The organism is Streptomyces sp. NPDC096012 (genome assembly GCF_040426375.1).
Classification (GTDB): Bacteria; Actinomycetota; Actinomycetes; order Streptomycetales; family Streptomycetaceae; genus Streptomyces.
On sequence record NZ_JBEOTD010000047.1, the window covers coordinates 19,904 to 40,176 of the forward strand.

Here is a 20,273-nt window from a genome sequence, read left to right on the forward strand (position 1 = left end):
TCCCGCGCACCCTTCAGGGCGCGGTTTCCCGCGCCCCGTGCGCCCCGGCAGCCGCCACCTGAACCCCGATTCACCCGTTAGGACGGGTAAGGCAGCTCAGCTCGTCCTCACGGGGAGCCGGAATGATCGAAACGCCGTCCCTCGTGGACCAGTACTGCCACGGAGTCCTGCGCACCGAGCTGGGCCTCGGCACCTTCGAGGCCCAACTGGCCCGCACCGAGGGACCGCCGGCCCCGGGCACCACCCTCTTCGACACCCAGACCGGCTTCGCGGTACGGCGCTGGTGCCCGCCCCTGCTCGGCCTGGAACCGCACTGCGCGCCCGCCCGCTATCTGGCCCGGCGCCGGGAACTGGGCGTCCTGGAGGCGGGCCGCCGGCTGCTGCGGGGCAGCGGCATCACCACCTACCTCGTCGACACGGGCCTGCCCGGCGACCTCACCGGTCCCGCCGAGATGGCCTGCGACGGCGGCGCCGAAGCGCGCGAGGTGGTCCGTCTCGAACTGCTGGCCGAGCAGGTCGCCGACACCTCCGGCACCGTCGGGTCCTTCCTCGCCAACCTCGCCGAGTCCGTGCACGGCGCCGCCGCGAACGCGGTCGCCTTCACCTCGGTGGCCGGTCTCCGGCACGGCCCGGCCCTCGCCCCCGAGCCACCGGGACCGGGAGACGTGCGGGGCGCGGCGGGCCGCTGGCTGGCCGGCCGCCGGGTCGGCGGCCCGCTGACCGATCCGGTGCTGCTCGGGCATCTGCTGTGGATCGCGGTCGCCTCCGGGCTGCCGCTGCAACTGCACGCGGGACTGGGCGAGGCCGGCGCCCGTGCCGACCGCGCGCATCCGGCGCCGCTCACCGACTTCGTGCGGGCCACGGCCGGCCTCGGCACCGACCTGATCCTGCTGCACGGCTTCCCGTACCACCGCCACGCCGCCCACCTGGCCGGTGTGTTCCCGCACGTCTACGCCGACGCGGGTGCCGCGCTCGTCCGCACCGGCGCCCGCGCGGCCACGGTGCTCGCGGAGATCCTGGAGCTGGCGCCTTTCGGCAAGATCCTCTTCTCCACCGGCGCCCACGGCCTGCCCGAACTGCACGTCGTCGGCGCCCGCCTGTTCCGCGAGGCCCTGGGCCGCGTCCTGGGCGGCTGGGTCGCCGAGGGCGCCTGGTCCCCGGAGGACGCCCAGCGGGTCGCCCGGATGCTCGCGGCGGACAACGCGTGCCGGGTGTACGGGCTGGACCGGCAGGTCCCCTCGCCGGTCACCCCGTACGGGTGACTCAGGCGCGCGTGCCGACCGTCACCTCGGTGGCGGGCCCGGGCACGTCCAGGGCGAGGGCCGGGCGCTCGCGCAGCGACAGCAGGACCCGCAGGACGCCGATCCAGATCAGACACGAGCCGAGCATGTGGAGGCCGACCAGGAGCTCCGGCAGATGCGTGAAGTACTGCACGTAGCCGATCACGCCCTGGGCGAGCAGGATCACGAACAGCTCCCGGGTCCGTGCCGGCGGTGTCCTGGGCGAGTCCACCGCCTTCAGCACGAACCACAGCGCGAAGGTCAGGGTCACGACGATCCAGGCGAGCACCGCGTGCAGCTTGGCCACCGTCTCCCAGTCGATGTTGATGCGGTCCACCTCGCTGGAGTCACCCGCGTGCGGTCCGGCACCGGTCACCACCGTGCCCACCGCGATGAGCAGCGCGGTCGCGGTCACCAGGGACCACACCAGCTGCTGCACCGCCTTGCCGACCAGCGGACGCGGCGGGGCGTCGCCCTCGCGGGTGCGCTGCCACATCACCGTCGCGACGGTGATCAGGGCCGTGGAGAGCAGGAAGTGCGCGGCGACCGTGTACGGGTTGAGGCCGACCAGCACCACGATGCCGCCGAGCACCGCGTTGCCCATGACCACCCAGAACTGGGCCCAGCCCAGCCGGGTCAGGCCGCGCCGCCACGGCTTCTCGGAGCGGGCCGCGACGATGGCCCAGCCGACGGCCGCGCACAGCACGTACGTCAGCATGCGGTTGCCGAACTCGATGACCCCGTGGAAGCCCATCTCCCGGGTGGTGGTCAGCGAGTCCTCGGTGCAGGTGGGCCAGGTCGGGCAGCCGAGGCCGGAGCCGGTCAGGCGCACGGCGCCGCCGGTGACGACGATGACCACCGACATGACGAGCGCGGCGAGCGCCGCCCGCCGGACGGTCCGCGGGTCCGGGGTCCAGCGGTCGGCGATGAAGGCGAGCGGGTTGCGCAGGGCCGCCAGGGCGTCGGCGAGGGTCAGCTTTGGCACGCCCACCATCGTAGGCCGCCGCTTGTGCACGCGTTCACGAGGGTCACCCCCGGCGCGGCCGCGAAGCCCCGCCCACCGGGGTCGCGAAGACAGCCGCCGGCGCGTCCACGAGGGCCGCCGCCGGCACGGCCACGGAGGTCACGAGGGTCGCCGCGGGGCCCTGACGGGCGTCGCTCCCGGCGCGTGGGGGACCGTCACTCCCAGCGGAAGAACCTCCCCGCGGCCGCCAGCCCGAGCACCGCCCACACCGCGAGGACGGCCAGGTCGCCCCACGGCGTGCCGGCGCCGTGCTGCAGCACGTCGCGCAGGCCGTCCGAGAGCGCCGAGATCGGCAGCAGCCCGAGGACGTGCTGTCCGGCCGGACCGAACTTCTCCAGCGGGACGATCACCCCGCCGCCCACGAGCAGCAGCAGGAACACCAGGTTGGCGGCGGCCAGCGTGGCCTCGGCCTTCAGGGTGCCCGCCATCAGCAGGCCGAGCCCGGAGAAGGCGGCCGTGCCGAGGACCAGCAGAAGCAGCACGGTGGCGGGGTCGCCGTGCGGGGACCAGCCCAGCGCGAACGCGATCGCCGTCAGCAGGATCACCTGGAGGACCTCGGTGACCAGTACGGACGCCGTCTTCGCGGCCATCAGGGCCCAGCGGGGCAGCGGGGAGGACGCGAGCCGCTTCAGGACACCGTAGCGGCGCTCGAAGCCGGTCGCGATGGCCTGCCCGGTGAACGCCGTCGACATCACGGCCAGGGCCAGGATGCCCGGCGTGAGGAAGTCCACGGCCTTGCCCTTGCCGGTGTCGACGACGTCCACGGAACTGAACAGCACCAGCAGCAGGGCCGGGATGACGACCGTCAGCAGCAGCTGCTCGCCGTTGCGCAGCAGCATCCTCGTCTCCAGCGCGGCCTGCGCCCTGATCATGCGGGGCAGGGGCGCGGCGCCCGGCTTCGGGGAGTAGGTGCCCGAGGCGGTGGTCATGAGCGCAGCTCCTTGCCGGTCAGTTCGAGGAAGACGTCCTCGAGGGTGTGCCGCTCCACCGAGATCCGGTCCGGCATCACACCGTGCTGGGCACACCACGAGGTCACCGTGGCGAGCAGTTGCGGGTCGACCTTGCCGGTCACGCGGTAGGCGCCCGGGGTCAGCTCGGCGGCCGTGCAGTCGGCCGGGAGCGCCTTGAGCAGGGAGTGCACGTCGAGGCCGGGGCGGCCGGTGAAGCGCAGGGTGTTCTCGGCGCCGCCCTTGCACAGCCGCTCGGGGGAGCCCTGGGCGATGACCCGGCCGCCGTCGATGATCGCCACGTCGTCGGCCAGCTGCTCGGCCTCGTCCATGTGGTGCGTGGTGAGGATCACCGAGACGCCGTCGGCGCGCAGGTCCCGCACCAGGTCCCAGGTGGCCCGGCGGGCCTGCGGGTCGAGGCCGGCGGTCGGCTCGTCCAGGAACACCAGCTCCGGGCGGCCCACGACGGCCATGGCGAGCGCCAGCCGCTGCTGCTGGCCGCCGGACAGCCGCCGGTAGCCGGTCCGGCCGCAGGAGCCGAGGCCGAGCCGTTCGATCAGCGTGTCCACGTCCAGCGGGTGCGCGTGCAGCCGGGCGACGTGGTGCAGCATCTCGTCCGCCCTGGCGCCCGAGTACACGCCGCCGGACTGGAGCATCACGCCGATGCGGGGCCGCAGCTCGGCGGAGTGCCGCACCGGGTCGAGCCCCAGGACGCGCACCGTGCCGGAGTCCGGCCGGAGGTACCCCTCGCAGGTCTCGACCGTGGTCGTCTTCCCCGCCCCGTTGGGGCCGAGGACGGCGGTCACTCCGGCCTGGGCCACCAGGTCGAGGCCGTCCACCGCGGTCTTCGTGCCGTACCGCTTCACCAGGGCCCGGATCTCGACGACCGGGTGTGGCGCGAAGCGTCCCCCTGGGGGGTGGTGGTCGGCAGACGGGTGGGCGGGCTCACTTCGCATGGGTCCAGAGTCTAGGGAGACCGCTTGCCGTTCAGGCGCGGGGGTGGCGGAACTCCTGCGCACGGGGCCGGTGCAGCGGCAGCCACCGTTCGGCGTAGGCCACCGCGTCCGCCACCGGGAACAGCCGTGCCGCGGCCGCGCCCACCTTCCCGCGCAGCACGGGCCGGTCCCGTTCGAAGTCGTGTCCCAGCTCGTCGAAGCGGTCGGAGGTGATGGAGACCTCGACGACCGTCTCCCAGCCGCCGCCGGGAGCGGGCCGGCCGACCTCGACGCGGGGCGCCGGTATCCGGTACTCGGCGAGGTGGAAGCTGGTGCAGGCGTCGTAGCCCGCGCCGAGGAGCAGCACCCGGGCGCCGCGTTCCTCCAGCCGGGCCAGCGGGCTGCGCTCGCCGAGCCGGCAGTCGGGCGCGTGGCCCTCGGTGATCTCCAGCGCCTGCGGGCCGACGGCGGCGAAGGAGGTCTGCGGATGGGCGCTGCGCAGCGCGCCGGGCCAGGTCCGCAGCGTCTCGGGGACGACCCCCACCCCGCGGGTGGGGGTGATCAGCGGGTCGTACGGCGGCATGGTGGCCCGGATGTGCCCCCACCACTCCTCGGGCACCGGCGGGTTCGCCCATACGGCCGGGTCGGACTGGTCACCGGTCTGGGTGGGGACCACGAGCGTGCCGCGGGGCCCGAGCGCGTCCAGGACGCCCTGGACGACGGCGACGGCGCCGCCGTTGACCCAGCCGAGGGAACTGAGCGAGGAATGTGCGAGGAGGATCTCCCCGCTCTCCACACCGAGCAGCCGCAGCTGTGCCGCGACGGTGTCCCGGGTGACAAGAGGGCCGGTCGCAGGGGGTGTGGGCATGGTTCGGGAGTCTTCCCCACGGATCCTCGCCGCGCCAGTGGATTCCCCTCGCGGACCTGCGGGAAGAAGCGATCGGTGATCGTTTCCGCAGGTCGCATTAGGTGTGCCTAAGTGACGCAGGGCACCGGTCGATGATCCGGACGCCGCTTGTCAGGCTCCGAGGAATTACGCAACAATGGCGTTGTGAAAAACGTCGGCGAGGCTCGGGAGACCCCGGTGGGGACCCCGCAGGAGGAGCTCGCGGCCGGATCGCGCTCGGACCACTCGACGCGCAACCGGGTCGCGCGGTCCATCCTGGACCACGGCCCGTCGACCGTCGCCGACCTCGCGGGCCGGCTCGGGCTCACCCAGGCGGCCGTACGGCGTCATCTGGACGCGCTGGTCGCCGACGACGTCGTGCAGGCCCGCGAGCAGCGGGTGTACGGCACGCGCACCCGAGGCCGCCCCGCGAAGGTGTTCGCGCTCACCGACTGCGGCCGCGACGCCTTCGACCAGTCGTACGACAAGCTGGCCGCGGACGCCCTGCGCTGGATCGCCGAACGCGAGGGCGGGCCGGAGGCGGTCGCCGCCTTCGCCCGTGCCCGGATCGCCGCCCAGGCGGGCGCGTACCGCGAGGCGATCGAGAGCGTGAGTCCCGACAAACGCGCCGAAGCGCTGGCCAGGGCCCTGACCGCCGACGGGTACGCTGCTACGGCGCGGAGCGCACCGGTCGGCGAGCAGCTGTGCCAGCACCACTGCCCGGTCGCCCACGTCGCGGAACAGTTCCCGCAGCTGTGCGAGGCGGAGACCGAGATCTTCGCCGAGCTGCTGGGTACCCACGTCCAGAGACTGGCGACCATCGCGCACGGCGACGGCGTCTGCACGACGTTCATCCCCAAGATTTCCACTGACGCACCTGCAAGTACGGCCGGGAGGAACCCCGCATGACTCTCCCCACGGAGACTGCTCACCCCGAACTCGAGGGCCTGGGCAAGTACGAATACGGCTGGGCCGACTCCGATGTGGCCGGTGCGTCCGCGCGCCGCGGCCTGAACGAGGACGTCGTCCGCGACATCTCGCTCAAGAAGTCCGAGCCGGAGTGGATGACGAAGCTCCGCCTGAAGGGCCTGCGGCTCTTCGACAAGAAGCCCATGCCGAACTGGGGCTCGGACCTCTCGGGCATCGACTTCGACAACATCAAGTACTTCGTGCGCTCCACGGAGAAGCAGGCGGAGTCCTGGGAGGACCTGCCCGAGGACATCAAGAACACCTACGACAAGCTGGGCATCCCGGAGGCCGAGAAGCAGCGCCTGGTCGCCGGTGTCGCCGCCCAGTACGAGTCGGAGGTCGTCTACCACCAGATCCGCGAGGACCTGGAGGAGCAGGGCGTCATCTTCCTGGACACCGACACCGCCCTGAAGGAGCACCCGGAGCTCTTCAAGGAGTACTTCGGGACCGTCATCCCGGTCGGTGACAACAAGTTCGCGTCGCTGAACACGGCCGTGTGGTCCGGCGGCTCCTTCATCTACGTCCCGAAGGGCGTGCACGTCGAGATCCCGCTCCAGGCCTACTTCCGTATCAACACGGAGAACATGGGCCAGTTCGAGCGGACCCTGATCATCGTCGACGAGGGTGCCTACGTGCACTACGTCGAGGGCTGCACCGCCCCGATCTACAAGTCGGACTCGCTGCACTCCGCGGTCGTCGAGATCATCGTCAAGAAGAACGCCCGCTGCCGCTACACGACCATCCAGAACTGGTCGAACAACGTCTACAACCTGGTCACCAAGCGCGCCGTGGCGTACGAGGGCGCGACCATGGAGTGGATCGACGGCAACATCGGCTCCAAGGTGACGATGAAGTACCCGGCCGTCTACCTGATGGGCGAGCACGCCAAGGGCGAGACCCTCTCCATCGCCTTCGCGGGCGAGGGCCAGCACCAGGACGCCGGCTCCAAGATGGTCCACATGGCGCCGAACACCTCCTCCAACATCGTCTCCAAGTCGGTGGCGCGCGGTGGTGGCCGTACCTCCTACCGCGGCCTGGTCGAGATCGGCGAGGGCGCGGCCGGATCGAAGTCGAACGTGCTGTGCGACGCGCTGCTCGTCGACACCATCTCCCGCTCCGACACGTACCCCTACGTGGACGTCCGCGAGGACGACGTGTCCATGGGCCACGAGGCGACCGTCTCCAAGGTCTCCGAGGACCAGCTCTTCTACCTGATGAGCCGCGGTCTGAGCGAGTTCGAGGCGATGGCGATGATCGTGCGCGGCTTTGTCGAGCCCATCGCCAAGGAGCTGCCCATGGAGTACGCCCTCGAACTCAACCGGCTGATCGAGCTGCAGATGGAAGGCGCGGTCGGCTGAGGCCCGCCCCCGACAGCAGCCAGCAATTTCTCACGCAGGAAGAGAGCAGACCGACAGCCATGGCTGAGGCTCAGAACTCCCCCACTCTCGACTCCGCTCGAGCGGGGGGACCCCCACCGATGGGATCCACCACCGCCGGCCAGATCGCGGTGGCCGCCGAGTCGACCGTCGCCACGCGCATGAGCGCGCCCCCGTCCTTCGACGTGGCGGACTTCCCCGTCCCCCACGGCCGCGAGGAGGAGTGGCGGTTCACGCCGCTGGAGCGGCTGCGCGGGCTGCACGACGGCACCGCGGTCGCCACCGGCGACGGCGTGAAGGTGGACGTCCAGGCGCCCGAGGGCGTGACCGTCGAGACCGTCGGCCGCGACGACGCCCGCATCGGCAGGGCCGGCACCCCCGTGGACCGCGTCGCCGCCCAGGCGTACTCGGCCTTCGAGAAGGCCGGCGTGGTCACCGTCCCCAAGGAGACGGTGCTCACCGAGCCGATCCGCATCGCCGTGCACGGCGAGGGCGGGGTCGCCTACGGCCACCAGGTCGTGGAGCTGGAGGCCTTCGCCGAGGCCGTCGTCGTCATCGACCACACCGGTGACGCCGTGCTCGCCGCCAACGTCGACTACATCCTGGGCGACGGAGCCAAGCTGACCGTCATCTCCGTCCAGGACTGGGACGACAAGGCCGTCCACGTGGGCCAGCACAACGCGCTGGTCGGCCGGGACGCCACCTTCAAGTCGTTCGTGGTCACCTTCGGCGGCGACCTGGTGCGCCTGCACCCGCGCGTCGCCTACGCCGGCACCGGTGGCGAGGCCGAGCTGTTCGGTCTGTACTTCACCGACTCCGGCCAGCACCAGGAGCACCGCCTCCTCGTCGACCACAACACCCCGCACTGCAAGTCGAACGTCGCCTACAAGGGCGCGCTGCAGGGCGAGAGCGCACACGCGGTGTGGATCGGCGACGTGCTGATCGAGGCGAAGGCCGAGGGCACCGACACCTACGAGATGAACCGCAACCTCGTCCTCACGGACGGCGCGCGCGTCGACTCGGTGCCGAACCTGGAGATCGAGACCGGTGAGATCGTCGGCGCCGGCCACGCCTCCGCCACCGGCCGCTTCGACGACGAGCAGCTCTTCTACCTGATGGCCCGCGGCATCCCGGAGCACGAGGCGCGCCGCCTGGTGGTCCGCGGCTTCTTCGCCGAGCTGGTCCAGCAGATCGGTGTCGCCGACATCGAGGAGCGCCTGCTCGCCAAGATCGCGGAGGAGCTGGAGGCTTCGGTCGCATGACCTTCGTACGCGCCTGCGGGCTGAGTGAGCTGGAGGAGAACACCCCGAAGCGGGTGGAACTCGACGGCACGCCGGTCTCCGTCGTGCGGACCGAGGGCGGGGTGTTCGCGATCAACGACATCTGCTCGCACGCGAACGTCTCGCTCTCCGAGGGCGAGGTGGAGGACTGCCAGATCGAGTGCTGGCTGCACGGTTCCTCCTTCGACCTGCGCACCGGAAAGCCCTCCGGCCTCCCCGCGACGCGCCCCGTCCCCGTATACCCCGTAAAGATCGAAGGGGACGACGTTCTCGTCTCCCTCTCCCAGGAGTCCTGAGGCACCCATGGCAACGCTTGAAATCCGAGACCTGCACGTCACCGTCGAGGCCGACAACGCCACGAAGGAGATCCTCAAGGGCGTCGACCTCACCGTGAAGCAGGGCGAGACGCACGCCATCATGGGCCCCAACGGCTCGGGCAAGTCGACCCTCGCCTACTCCCTCGCGGGTCACCCGAAGTACACGATCACCGGCGGCACCGTCACCCTCGACGGCGAGGACGTCCTGGCGATGTCCGTCGACGAGCGTGCCCGCGCGGGCCTGTTCCTGGCGATGCAGTACCCGGTCGAGGTCCCCGGCGTCTCCGTCTCCAACTTCCTGCGCACGTCCGCCACCGCGATCCGCGGCGAGGCCCCCAAGCTGCGCACCTGGGTGAAGGAGGTCAAGGAGACCATGGAGCGGCTCTCCATGGACCCGTCCTTCGCCGAGCGCAACGTGAACGAGGGCTTCTCCGGCGGTGAGAAGAAGCGGCACGAGATCCTCCAGTTCGAGCTGCTCAAGCCGAAGATCGCGATCCTCGACGAGACCGACTCCGGCCTGGACGTCGACGCGCTCCGCATCGTCTCCGAGGGCGTCAACCGCGTCCGCGAGACCGGCGAGGTCGGCACCCTGCTGATCACGCACTACACGCGCATCCTGCGCTACATCAAGCCCGACTTCGTCCACGTCTTCTCCGGCGGCCGCATCGTCGAGTCCGGCGGCGCCGAGCTGGCCGACAAGCTGGAGGACGAGGGCTACGAGGCATACACGAAGGGTGGCGTATCCGCGTGACGCAGCTGCCGGGCCTCCTCGACACCGAGGCGATCCGCAAGGACTTTCCGATCCTGGACCGGCTGGTCCACGACGACCGGAAGCTCGTGTACCTGGACAACGCGGCGACCTCGCAGAAGCCGCGCCAGGTGCTGGACGCCCTGAACGAGTACTACGAGCGCTACAACGCCAACGTCCACCGCGGTGTGCATGTGCTCGCCGAGGAGGCCACGGCGCTGTACGAGGGCGCGCGCGACAAGGTCGCCGCGTTCGTCAACGCGCCCAGCCGCGACGAGGTGATCTTCACCAAGAACGCCTCCGAGTCGCTGAACCTCGTGGCGAACATGCTGGGCTGGGCCGACGAGCCCTACCGCGTGGACCACGAGACCGAGATCGTCATCACGGAGATGGAGCACCACTCCAACATCGTGCCGTGGCAGCTGCTGGCGCAGCGCACGGGCGCGAAGCTGAAGTGGTTCGGCCTCACCGACGACGGCCGGCTCGACCTGTCCAACATCGACGAGATCATCACGGAGAAGACGAAGATCGTCTCCTTCGTGCTGGTGTCGAACATCCTGGGCACGGTCAACCCGGTCGAGGCGATAATCCGCCGTGCGCAGGAGGTCGGCGCGCTCGTCTGCATCGACGCCTCCCAGGCCGCCCCGCACATGCCGCTGGACGTGCAGGCGCTGCAGGCCGACTTCGTGGCCTTCACCGGCCACAAGATGTGCGGCCCGACCGGCATCGGCGTCCTGTGGGGCCGCCAGGAGCTGCTCGAGGACCTGCCCCCGTTCCTGGGCGGCGGCGAGATGATCGAGACCGTCTCGATGCACTCCTCGACCTACGCCCCGGCACCGCACAAGTTCGAGGCGGGCACCCCGCCGGTCGCCCAGGCGGTCGGTCTCGGCGCGGCGATCGACTACCTCGACTCGATCGGCATGGACAAGATCCTCGCCCACGAGCACGCGCTGACGGAGTACGCCGTCCAGCGGCTGGCCCAGGTCCCGGACCTCAGGATCATCGGCCCCACCACGGCCGAGGACCGCGGGGCCGCGATCTCCTTCACGCTCGGCGACATCCACCCGCACGACGTGGGCCAGGTCCTCGACGAGCAGGGCATCGCGGTCCGCGTCGGCCACCACTGCGCGCGCCCCGTCTGCCTGCGCTACGGAATTCCCGCGACCACGCGAGCGTCGTTCTATCTGTACTCCACGCCCTCCGAGATCGACGCACTGGTCGAGGGGCTGGAGCACGTACGGAACTTCTTCGGCTGAGGGACGTGAGCTGAGACAGTGAAGCTGGACTCCATGTACCAGGAAGTCATCCTGGACCACTACAAGCACCCGCACGGGCGGGGCTTGCGGGATGGCGACGCCGAGGTGCACCACGTGAACCCGACGTGCGGCGACGAGATCACCCTTCGCGTGAAGTACGACGGCACGAGGATCGAGGACGTCTCGTACGAGGGCCAGGGCTGCTCGATCAGCCAGGCCTCCGCCTCCGTGCTCAACGAGCTCCTCGTCGGCAGGGAGCTGGCCGACGCGCAGAAGATCCAGGAGACCTTCCTGGAGCTGATGCAGTCCAAGGGCCGGATCGAGCCGGACGACGCTATGGAGGACATCCTGGAGGACGCGGTCGCGTTCGCGGGTGTCTCCAAATACCCCGCGCGGGTCAAGTGCGCCCTCCTGAGCTGGATGGCGTGGAAGGACGCGACGGCCCAGGCGCTGGACGGCGCCGACGCCGAAAGGAAGACCGTATGAGCGACACCGTGGAGACGAAGCCGGCCTCGGAGGAGGAACTCCGCGAGGCCCTGATGGACGTCGTCGACCCCGAGCTGGGGATCGACGTCGTCAACCTCGGCCTGATCTACGGCATCCACGTCGACGAGGCCAACATCGCCACCATCGACATGACCCTGACGTCGGCGGCCTGCCCGCTGACGGACGTCATCGAGGACCAGGCCAAGTCCGCCACCGACGGCCTCGTCAACGAGCTGCGCATCAACTGGGTCTGGATGCCGCCGTGGGGCCCGGACAAGATCACGGACGACGGCCGCGAGCAGCTTCGGGCGCTCGGCTTCAACGTCTGAGCGCTTCGGGCGCTCGGCTTCGACGTCTGAGCACTCCCCGCGCGTCTATCTGAGCTTCCCCGCGCGTGAGAGCGGCGGCACCCGGACGGGTGCCGCCGCTTTCGTACGCTCAGCTCAGCCCGTCCACCAGCAGGAACGCCGAGTCCGCCCGGTACAGCTCGGTGTTCTGCGCGGCGGCGAGCCGGAGCCGGTGATCCTGCCGGCGCAGGAAGCGGCCCGGACGGTCGGCCGACTCCAGCAGGGTCGCCCCGGCGAAGGTGGAGCGGCGCGGGCAGAAGGTGGCATTCCGCTCGAAGTCGCGGGAGCCGTCGTCGCGATCGGCGCGCAGTCGGTCGTCCCGGTGCCGCAGGAAGCCGCCGCCCGCCGTGGCGAAGGAGTAGCACCGGCCATCGGCGAGGCCCTTGACCAGGGTGAAGGTGGCGGCACGGCGGGCGGCCGACGAGGTGGCGGGGTCGAGCGTCACCTGGTCGCCGCTGACCTGCCAGTAGCGGTCGGGGTGGCTGAGGGAGCGGACGGACCGCTGTCTCCCCGGGTGCCGGGCGGAACCGCCCTGGTCGGTGGTGGACCCGCCCGGTGAGGCGGGCGTGGCGGGCTCGGCGGACGTGCGGGAGGGAGCCGGGGACTTTCCGCCGGGCGCGCCGGTGGGGAGCGGCCCGGTGCCCTTCCCGTCCGGCGCCCCGCCCGCGGCCGAGGGCCCCGGACGCTCCGGGGCCCGGTCGTTCAGGGCCGTCACGGTCACGCAGGCGGCGACGGCCGCCAGGAGGAGTGCGCCGACGGGCCAGAGCCTGCGGGCGCGGAGGATCCGGGAGGCGCTCGGCCGTTCCTCCCGGGGTGCCGGCCGCAGGGGACGGCTGGTGTCTTCGGACATGTGTGCATCTCCGCCGCCGCCCGGGGACCAGCCGGGGGCGTGAGGGTGAGGTGAGTGAGATGTGGCGAAAGTGTGGTGTCGAGGCTGGACGGTAGTGATCCCGCCGCCGTTCCGGGGCCGTTTCGCCGAGCACCTTCCCCGAAAGTGTGACGTTCGGGTTTGTGTACGTCCGTACGCAACTGCTGTGTACGCTCGTACACATGGGATACCTGTCGCTCGCCGGTGCCATAGCCGCCGAGGTCGCCGCCACCACGGCGATGAAGTACACCGAGGGGTTCAGCAGGCTCTGGCCCTCCCTCGTCACGGCCCTGGGCTACGTCGTGTCGTTCGCGCTGCTCGCCCAGACGCTGAAGACCGTGCAGATCGGCACGGCGTACGCGATCTGGTCCGGGGTGGGCACCGCGGCCATCGCCGTCCTCGGGCTGCTGCTGTTCGGCGAGGGGCTGAGCGTGACCAAGGTCGCCGGGATCCTGCTGATCATCGGCGGAGTGGTGGTCCTGAACCTGGGCGGGGCGACGCACTGATGCCCCGCCGCTACGACCCCGACCGGCGCCAGCGGATCATCGACGCGGCGATCCGCGTGGCCGGCCGGGAAGGCATCGCCGGACTCAGCCACCGGTCCGTCGCCGCCGAGGCCGACGTGCCGCTCGGCTCCACGACGTACCACTTCGCCACCCTGGACGACCTGCTGGTGGCCGCCCTCTGCCAGGCGAACGAGGGCTTCGCCCGGGCGCTCGCCGCCAGCGGGGTGCTGGAGGACACCGGCGGCGACCTCGCCGCCGGTCTCGCCCGGGTCCTCGGCCAGTGGCTGGACGGCGACCGGCCGGGCGCCGAGCTGGAGTACGAGCTGTATCTCGCGGCCCTCCGCCGTCCCGCCCTGCGGCCCGTCGCCGCCCGGTGGGCACAGGAGACGGCCGAGCGGCTGACCGCGCGGGTGGACCCGGTGACGGCCCGGGTGCTGCCGGCGCTGATGGACGGCATCTGCCTTCAGGTGCTGCTGACGGGCGGTTCGTACGACGAGGAGTACGCGCGCGAGGCACTGGCTCGGCTGATCCCCTGAAACCGCGCCCGGCACCTGAGACGCCCCCGGCGGTGGTTGGCCTCCGCGACCCCGCCCACGTTAGGTTTTCCCCCATGACCGACTCTGCTTCCCGCACCATCGGCGCCGTGGCCGCCGGCCTCGCCACGATCGCCTCCGACGGCACCGTCCTCGACACCTGGTTCCCGGCGCCCGAGCTGGTCGCCGAGCCGGGCCCCGCCGGCACCGAGCGGCTGACCGCCGAGCAGGCGGCGGAGCTGCTGGGCGGCGGCGCGACCGCGGCGACCGGCCCGGACAGCCGCCGGGGTGTCGAGGTGGTCGCGGTCCGCACGGTCATCGCCTCCCTGGACGAGAAGCCGATCGACGCGCACGACGTCTACCTGCGCCTGCACCTGCTCTCGCACCGCCTGGTCAAGCCGCACGGCCAGAGCCTGGACGGCATCTTCGGGCACCTCGCGAACGTCGCCTGGACCTCGCTCGGCCCGGTCGCCGTGGACGACATCGAGAAGGTGCGGCTGAACGCCCGCGCCGAGGGCCTGCACCTGCAGGTGACCTCGATCGACAAGTTCCCGCGCATGACGGACTACGTCGCCCCGAAGGGCGTCCGCATCGCCGACGCCGACCGGGTCCGCCTCGGCGCGCACCTGGCCGAGGGCACCACGGTCATGCACGAGGGCTTCGTCAACTTCAACGCCGGCACCCTCGGCACCTCCATGGTCGAGGGCCGGATCTCCGCCGGCGTGGTGGTCGGCAACGGCTCCGACATCGGCGGCGGCGCCTCCACCATGGGCACCCTGTCCGGCGGCGGCAACGTGATCATCTCCATCGGCGAGCGCTGCCTGATCGGCGCCGAGGCGGGCGTCGGCATCGCGCTCGGCGACGAGTGCGTGGTCGAGGCCGGCCTGTACATCACCGCGGGCACCCTGGTCACCATGCCCGACGGCCAGATCGTCAAGGCCCGCGAGCTGAACGGCGCCTCCAACATCCTCTTCCGCCGCAACTCGGTCACCGGCAAGGTCGAGGCCCGCCCGAACAACGCGGTCTGGGGCGGCCTGAACGACATCCTGCACAGCCACAACTGATCACCGGCGGCCGTGACCTGCGGCCGCCTTGCCGATCAACGCCCCGACCCGCTGCGAGCGGTCGGCGCCGGTCATCACTGAGCGCCCTTCCGCGGCCCCTGGACGGCCCGGGAGGGCGCTCGCGCGACCATCCGCGGTGCGCCCGCGAACACCGCGGCGCACGCGGTCTCGGTCGCCGCTGACAGGGCCACCCGCCGGGAAGGGCGCTTCCCCCTCGGCCGGCGGGCCGCGGACGGCATGCCTCCGGTCAGCCGATGAAGACGCTGTGCGTCCCGGGCACCTGTTCCGCCAGGCCGGGATTGATGATGTGGACGAACCCGCCCGCGCAGCCCGGGACGTTGTGGACGAGGGCGGGCACGTCCGTGAGGTTGAAGACGGTCGACAGGGCGGGGATCTCGAAACAGCCTTTCGGGGCGGGGTGGGGGACGCCGTTGATCATGAGCGACCCGTTCGCGCCGAAGGCCGAGCCGATGACGGCGAGCGTGAGCGCCCCGGCGGTGGCGAGGGTGACGAGCGTCGAGCTGATGCTGATGCGGGGCATGACGGACCTCCCGACTGCGGGGCCGGGCACCTCCCGGCCCCGCAACCGACCGTACGGAACCGGGCACGCACCGCATCCCGGCGTCCCCAAGTGGGCTAGCGCGCCCGCGAGGCCGGACAGCGCGAGGGGGGCCGGACAGCGGGCGCGGCGGGGCAGGGACCGGCCGTCAGGGCGTGAGGGCGGCCCGGGTCGAGAGGCGGGCGTGCAGTGCCAGCAAGGCGTCGGACGTCTCCCGGTCCGCGGCCAGCAGCGGGGCGCGCACCGGGCCGGCGGGCAGACCGAGGCGCGACAGCAGGGCCTTCGTGGTGACCGTGCCCGGCAGATCCGCACCCGTCAGCGCCTCGATCAACGGCGTCGCCTCCAGCTGCAGTCGCCCGGCCCGGCCGGTGTCGCCCGCGTCGAAGGCGTCCAGGACGGCGGCGACGTGGGCCGGTGCCACGTTGCCGAGGGTGCTCACACAGCCCGCGCCGCCGACCGCGTACAGCGCGAGCAGGTGCTCGTCGCAGCCGGCGTAGTATGCCAACTCGGTTTGGGCGAGCACCTTCTGGACGCCCAGGAAATCGTAGGAACAGTCCTTGACGGCCACGATCCGGGGATGGTCCGCGAGCCGGATCATCGTGTCCGGTTCGATCCGGGTGCCGGTGCGGCCCGGGATGTCGTAGAGCATGACCGGCAGCTCGCTCGCGTCGGCGACCCGCAGGAAATGGGCGGCCACGGCCTCCTGCTGCGGCCTGCTGTAGTACGGGGTGACCACCAGGACGCCGTCGGCGCCCGCCTGCCGCGCCGCCAGGGCCAGTTCGGCCGTGTGCCGGGTGTCGGACGTGCCCACGCCCGCGACCAGCGTGGCCCGGTCACCGACCGCGTCCCGGACGGCCGGGATCAGCTCCGCCTTCTCCGTGTCCGTGGTGGTCGGCGACTCACCCGTCGTGCCGTTGAGGACCAGCCCGTCGCAGCCCTCCCGCACCAGCCGTGCGGCCAGGCGCCCGGCTCCGTCCAGATCGAGCGCGCCCCCCTCCGTGAACGGCGTGATCATCGCGCAGAGTGTGCGGCCGAAGGGCGGGGCGGGCTTGCGGGTGCTCGTCATGGGGATAGTCTCGGCATCCCCTTGATGTAGCTCCACTTAAATTTTCTGCACAATATTGATAAGCATCTCTAATCTCTGCCGGTGACGTCCGGGGCTCGTGTGTCGCTTCGTCCCATCTTGGGTCACTATGGCCGAAAGGTCGCCGATGCCAGGTTGTGGGAGGCGTCATGAAGCTGGGCAGGGCACCGGCCACCGGAGTCGCCGGGGAGGGGCCGCCCGTCCGGGAAGCGCAACCTCGGCCGCCGGAGGGCGGCGTCCGCGCCGAACCGGCCCGCGGCGAGGTGCCCGCGGCCCGATGAGGCCGCGCCTCCGGGCGGCACGCCGGACGGAGCTGTCCGCCGAGTTGACGCCCGGAGGCGCTCTGGGCGGGCGTGAAGTCACGGCAGAGGAAGCGCTGTTGCGGGTGCGGCTCGACCCGTTCCAGGCACAACTCGTCCCCCCTCCGGGGGAACGCGGTGCCGAGGGGCGGACCACGGCCGAGAGGGCGTGGGTCGCGGCTATGGGGTCGCACGCCGGGTACCCGGAGGTTCTGTGCGGAGCGGGCCGGATGCTCCGCACGAGGAAGAGGCGGAGAGGAGGCGGGCACGGTGAACGCGATCCCGCACGCACGGCCCACGGCGGAGGGGCGCCCGTCCCCGGGCGAACTCGTCGGCCGGGCCGCCGGATCGCTCTCTCCGGCCCCGCCGCGCCGTCCCGCCCCGCCCGTATCCGGGGAGACGCTCGTCGGCGTCGGGGCGGACGTCGATGCGATCAGGGAAAGGGCACACCGATGAGGCACAGGATTACGCACGGCTCGGGCGCCAAGGGCCCCGACGAACTGCGGCAGCAGATCGAGCAGACCAGGAGTCAACTCGGCGAGACGGTCGCCCAGCTGGTCGGGAAGGCCGACGTGAAGGGCCGGGCCCGCGCCCGGGCCGCCGACCTGCGGGACAAGGCCGGCGCCATGACCGTCCAGCTGCGCGAGAGCGCCACGCACGCGGGGCACGCCGTGCAGGGCACGGCGGCCAGGACCGGGCACGCGATGCAGCACCGGGCGGCCAGGACCGGGCATGTGGTGCAGGACCGGGCGTCAAGGACCGGACATGTGATGCAGGACCGGGCCGCCCACGCCGGGCACGCCGTGCAGGACCGGGCCGGACGGGCCGGTCACGCCGCCCAGCACAGGGCGGGCCGTGCCGGCCACACCCTGGAGGGCGCCGTCCCGCAGCCGCTGCGCGGCACGGTGCGCAGGGGACTGCGCCACCCGGGCCCGATCCTCGCCGTGGGCGTCCTGGGCGCGGCCGCGGTGACGGCCGGCATCGTCTGGAGCCGTCGCCGCCGCGGGCACTGACCGCAGGGCCGGGCGACACCGCGGCTCCCCGCACCGTGACACCCTCCCGCCGAAAACCACGTCCGTCGGGACGAGAAAAGTTTTCGTGGGAGGGTGGACGCGTGCTGGACGTGACCGTGATCGAGGACCCCGAAGCGGCGGCCGTCTCACTCGACCCCGTCAGGGCCAGGCTGCCCGCCGAGCCCCGACGACGCCCTCATCCGCGTCTTCGGACGTGGGCACTGGGGCGCCCCGCTCGGCATCAGCGTGCACGACTTCGCGCCGGACGCCGACGCCCGGGCGAACGAGACCGCCTGGCAGGACTGGCTGAACGGCGTGTTCAGCCAGTCCTGACCCGCCGGGAACCGGCCGACCACGGCGACCGCCGACCACGGCGACCGCCGGGCGACGGCGACCGCCTGGCCACGGGGACCGCCGCGCTAGGGGGACCGCGGGACTACGGGCGGAAGCGGAGCACCTGCGGGTCGTGGTCGCTGATCTGGTCGTTGAACTCCGAGTTGATGTGCACGCTGTCGTACTCGAAGTCGCAGCCCCGCCGGATCGCCGGGCTGACCAGGATCTGGTCCAGGACCTGCTGGTTGCCCTGGTAGTCGTAGGTGTAACGCTCGTTCTTCGGCAGCGACTTGATCGCCGACCACAGTTCGCCGTCCCCCTCCAGGATCTGCGTGGTGCCGGAGAACTCGAAGTCGTTCATGTCGCCCAGCGCGATGACGTTCGCGTTCCTCTGGACCTGCAGGAGGTCCTTGACGAACGCGTTCACCAGGGTCGCCTGCGCGTGGCGCTGCACCTCGGAGCGGCGCACCGGCGGCTGGTACTGCGCGGTCAGGCCCTGGTCGCCGCCCTTGGAGTTGAGGTGGTTGGCGATCACGAAGACCGTCTCGCCCCGGAAGACGAACTCGCCGGCCAGCGGCTTGCGGCTGTTCGCCCAGGCCGTGTCCGCGGGGGCGATGCGGCCCGGGGAGACCGTCAGACGGGCCTTGCCGTGCACCTTGGTGACGCCGACGGCGGTGGTCGAGTCGCCGCCCGCGCGGTCCACGAAGGACACGCGCTCCGGGTTGAACAGGAAGACCTGGCGGATGTTGCCGCCCGGCTCGCCGCCGTCCTGGTCGTTGACCGGGTCGATCGAGCGCCAGTCGTACCTCGGGCCGCCCGCCGCGACGATCGCGTCGATCAGCTTGTTCACGGTCGCGCTCGCGCCGACCGTGCCGTCGTCCTTGGCGCCGTTGTCGTCCTGGATCTCCTCCAGGGACACGATGTCCGGCGACTGCAGGTTGTTCACGATCGCGGCGGCGTGCTCGTCGAAGGTGGCGTCGGACGGGTCGAGGTTCTGGACGTTGTAGGTCGCCACCGCCAGCTCGTGGCGCGACTGCTTCCGGGTCGTCTCGCGCTGCAGGCCGGCGCTCTCCAGCGTGCCGAGCCGGCTCGCGACGAGGGTGTAGCCGCCGAACTGGTTGAAGTCCATCGGGCCGGTGGTGGCGCCGGTGAGCGTGTCGCCGACGTTCGCCTTCGGGAAGTCGGCGGGCGCGCCCAGGGACTGGATCTGGATCCGGCCGGTGTTCTGGGACTCGTAGGAGCCGTAGACCGTGCCGCCGCGCCGGCTGCGGTGCTCCCACGGCTTCACCGTGACCCACAGCTCGGTGTACGGGTCGGTCGCGGTGACCACCCGGGCGTTCTCGACCTGGACGTTCATGCCCTCCAGGGACTCGTAGTAGTCCGTGGCGTACTTCGACGGCTCCAGGGGGAGGCCGTTGACGGAGCCGTTCGCGGCCGGGTCGCCCGCCGGGGTGTACCGGCTGGGCACCGAGCCGGCGTCGATCACGGTGGGCGCCGGGACCGCGTTGCCCGTGGAGACGGTGGTGACCACCGGCTTGGTGATCTCCGTCAGCGACTGGTTGCCGGAGGAGGTGCCCCCCGGCACGTACTCGGAGACCGTGCCGGTGACCGTGACCGAGTCGCCGACCGCGACCTTCGGCGCGGAGCCGGTGAAGACGAACACGCCTTCGCTGGTGGCCGGATCGTCGTCCGGGGTCGGGTCCTGCAGCCAGAAACCTCTGGAGGAGCCGTAGGCGCGCGTGGCCGTGACGACGCCGGGCACGTCGGCCACCTTCTGGCCGGCCAGCGGTGATATGCGGGTCGTGCCCTGGATGTCGTGGACGCGCACCGAGTCGGCGTGCGCGGGCGACGTGAGGACGACGGCGGACGTCGCGCTGCAGACGGCGGCGACGGTGAGCGCGGCGAGGCGCGCGGAAGACCTGCTCGGCAAGGGTTCCCTCCGGGGACGTGTGTGAGCGCCGGGACGAGGGTGGAACGGGAGCGTGCGGGGCTCGTCGCCCTCTGTGACACGCATAGAGCCGAGTGAACAGTTGTCCCCCCAACTTCTACGCGCGTCAATCTCCTGTGTAGCGGCGGGAGTTGTCAAGGTTTCGGCCATGGACGGGGGCCGTCGGGGAGATGAACCGGGCGGCATGGGTGGAAATCCGTCTAGGCTGAGCGGCT

The 20,273-nt window shown here is 71.6% G+C and carries 21 protein-coding genes and 1 pseudogene; 14 read left to right on the forward strand and 8 right to left on the reverse strand.

The features are described from left to right. The first annotated feature begins 122 nt into the window (after nt 1–122). On the forward strand, nt 123–1,262 hold the full coding sequence (locus ABVB68_RS32020; RefSeq protein WP_353604689.1) for an amidohydrolase family protein: 1,140 nt from the start codon (nt 123–125) through the stop codon (nt 1,260–1,262). A 1-nt stretch (nt 1,263) separates the two neighbouring features. Here the strand turns inward: ABVB68_RS32020 and ABVB68_RS32025 are convergent, their stop codons facing one another. The 4 genes from ABVB68_RS32025 to ABVB68_RS32040 form a co-directional block, all read right to left on the reverse strand. After that, nucleotides 1,264–2,274, reverse strand: a complete 1,011-nt coding sequence (locus tag ABVB68_RS32025; protein WP_353604690.1) for a COX15/CtaA family protein — start codon at nt 2,272–2,274, stop codon at nt 1,264–1,266. Nucleotides 2,275–2,459: 185 nt separating this feature from the next. Next, nucleotides 2,460–3,233, reverse strand: a complete 774-nt coding sequence (locus tag ABVB68_RS32030; protein ID WP_353604691.1) for an ABC transporter permease — start codon at nt 3,231–3,233, stop codon at nt 2,460–2,462. Further along, the gene (locus ABVB68_RS32035) at nt 3,230–4,207 is read right to left on the reverse strand and encodes an ABC transporter ATP-binding protein (protein ID WP_353604692.1); all 978 of its coding nucleotides are present in this window, start codon (nt 4,205–4,207) and stop codon (nt 3,230–3,232) included. The genes ABVB68_RS32030 and ABVB68_RS32035 overlap by 4 nt, the downstream gene beginning before the upstream one ends. Nucleotides 4,208–4,238: 31 nt before the next feature. Continuing rightward, a complete protein-coding gene (locus ABVB68_RS32040) occupies nt 4,239–5,054 on the reverse strand; it encodes an AAC(3) family N-acetyltransferase (RefSeq protein ID WP_353604693.1) in 816 nt (271 codons plus the stop codon). A gap of 183 nt (nt 5,055–5,237) precedes the next feature. Here ABVB68_RS32040 and ABVB68_RS32045 point away from each other — a divergent pair, with 183 nt between their 5' ends. From ABVB68_RS32045 to ABVB68_RS32080, 8 genes are read left to right on the forward strand one after another with little or no spacing between them, the layout of a single operon-like run. Further along, complete coding sequence (locus ABVB68_RS32045; RefSeq protein WP_353604694.1) at nt 5,238–5,981, forward strand: helix-turn-helix transcriptional regulator; 744 nt, start codon at nt 5,238–5,240, stop codon at nt 5,979–5,981. Then, entirely contained in the window at nt 5,978–7,399 is a 1,422-nt protein-coding gene (gene sufB, locus ABVB68_RS32050; RefSeq protein WP_353604695.1) for a Fe-S cluster assembly protein SufB, read from the forward strand. The genes ABVB68_RS32045 and sufB overlap by 4 nt, the downstream gene beginning before the upstream one ends. Nucleotides 7,400–7,458: 59 nt before the next feature. Then, the gene (gene sufD / locus ABVB68_RS32055; protein WP_503006413.1) at nt 7,459–8,679 is read left to right on the forward strand and encodes a Fe-S cluster assembly protein SufD; all 1,221 of its coding nucleotides are present in this window, start codon (nt 7,459–7,461) and stop codon (nt 8,677–8,679) included. Beyond that, entirely contained in the window at nt 8,676–8,993 is a 318-nt protein-coding gene (locus tag ABVB68_RS32060) for a non-heme iron oxygenase ferredoxin subunit (RefSeq protein ID WP_353604697.1), read from the forward strand. The genes sufD and ABVB68_RS32060 overlap by 4 nt, the downstream gene beginning before the upstream one ends. A 7-nt stretch (nt 8,994–9,000) precedes the next feature. After that, nucleotides 9,001–9,765 (forward strand): Fe-S cluster assembly ATPase SufC, encoded by a 765-nt coding sequence (gene sufC, locus ABVB68_RS32065; protein ID WP_353604698.1) that lies wholly within the window; start codon nt 9,001–9,003, stop codon nt 9,763–9,765. Next, on the forward strand, nt 9,762–11,018 hold the full coding sequence (locus ABVB68_RS32070; RefSeq protein WP_353604699.1) for a cysteine desulfurase: 1,257 nt from the start codon (nt 9,762–9,764) through the stop codon (nt 11,016–11,018). Before sufC ends, ABVB68_RS32070 begins: the two co-directional genes overlap by 4 nt. Nucleotides 11,019–11,036: 18 nt before the next feature. Further along, a complete protein-coding gene (sufU, locus tag ABVB68_RS32075; protein WP_353604700.1) occupies nt 11,037–11,504 on the forward strand; it encodes a Fe-S cluster assembly sulfur transfer protein SufU in 468 nt (155 codons plus the stop codon). Then, nucleotides 11,501–11,833 (forward strand): metal-sulfur cluster assembly factor, encoded by a 333-nt coding sequence (locus tag ABVB68_RS32080; protein ID WP_353604701.1) that lies wholly within the window; start codon nt 11,501–11,503, stop codon nt 11,831–11,833. The genes sufU and ABVB68_RS32080 overlap by 4 nt, the downstream gene beginning before the upstream one ends. 109 nt (nt 11,834–11,942) lie before the next feature. On the opposite strand, the gene ABVB68_RS32085 is transcribed toward ABVB68_RS32080, so the two are convergent. Continuing rightward, nucleotides 11,943–12,701 (reverse strand): AbfB domain-containing protein, encoded by a 759-nt coding sequence (locus ABVB68_RS32085; protein WP_353604702.1) that lies wholly within the window; start codon nt 12,699–12,701, stop codon nt 11,943–11,945. A gap of 200 nt (nt 12,702–12,901) precedes the next feature. Between ABVB68_RS32085 and ABVB68_RS32090 the strand changes: the two genes are divergently transcribed. The 3 genes from ABVB68_RS32090 to dapD all read left to right on the forward strand — a co-directional run bounded on the left by ABVB68_RS32090 (nt 12,902) and on the right by dapD (nt 14,822). Beyond that, nucleotides 12,902–13,225: a DMT family transporter gene (locus tag ABVB68_RS32090; RefSeq protein WP_353604703.1), complete on the forward strand. Its 324-nt coding sequence runs from the start codon at nt 12,902–12,904 to the stop codon at nt 13,223–13,225. Further along, on the forward strand, nt 13,225–13,761 hold the full coding sequence (locus tag ABVB68_RS32095) for a TetR/AcrR family transcriptional regulator (protein ID WP_353604704.1): 537 nt from the start codon (nt 13,225–13,227) through the stop codon (nt 13,759–13,761). Before ABVB68_RS32090 ends, ABVB68_RS32095 begins: the two co-directional genes overlap by 1 nt. A gap of 74 nt (nt 13,762–13,835) precedes the next feature. Continuing rightward, on the forward strand, nt 13,836–14,822 hold the full coding sequence (gene dapD / locus ABVB68_RS32100; protein ID WP_353604705.1) for a 2,3,4,5-tetrahydropyridine-2,6-dicarboxylate N-succinyltransferase: 987 nt from the start codon (nt 13,836–13,838) through the stop codon (nt 14,820–14,822). A gap of 247 nt (nt 14,823–15,069) precedes the next feature. Here the strand turns inward: dapD and ABVB68_RS32105 are convergent, their stop codons facing one another. Both ABVB68_RS32105 and dapA read right to left on the reverse strand, forming a co-directional pair. After that, nucleotides 15,070–15,363: a hypothetical protein gene (locus ABVB68_RS32105; RefSeq protein WP_353604706.1), complete on the reverse strand. Its 294-nt coding sequence runs from the start codon at nt 15,361–15,363 to the stop codon at nt 15,070–15,072. A gap of 166 nt (nt 15,364–15,529) precedes the next feature. Then, entirely contained in the window at nt 15,530–16,447 is a 918-nt protein-coding gene (dapA, locus tag ABVB68_RS32110) for a 4-hydroxy-tetrahydrodipicolinate synthase (protein WP_353604707.1), read from the reverse strand. A gap of 769 nt (nt 16,448–17,216) precedes the next feature. On the opposite strand from dapA, the gene ABVB68_RS32115 reads away from it, so the two are divergent. After that, the gene (locus tag ABVB68_RS32115; RefSeq protein ID WP_353604708.1) at nt 17,217–17,777 is read left to right on the forward strand and encodes a DUF3618 domain-containing protein; all 561 of its coding nucleotides are present in this window, start codon (nt 17,217–17,219) and stop codon (nt 17,775–17,777) included. Nucleotides 17,778–17,963: 186 nt separating this feature from the next. Further along, nucleotides 17,964–18,110, forward strand: a pseudogene (locus tag ABVB68_RS32120) (SRPBCC family protein); the annotation flags it as partial. Between the two features lie 103 nt (nt 18,111–18,213). On the opposite strand, the gene ABVB68_RS32125 reads toward ABVB68_RS32120, so the two are convergent. Then, a complete protein-coding gene (locus ABVB68_RS32125) occupies nt 18,214–20,040 on the reverse strand; it encodes a DUF8508 domain-containing protein (RefSeq protein ID WP_353604709.1) in 1,827 nt (608 codons plus the stop codon). Between the last annotated feature and the right edge of the window lie 233 nt (nt 20,041–20,273).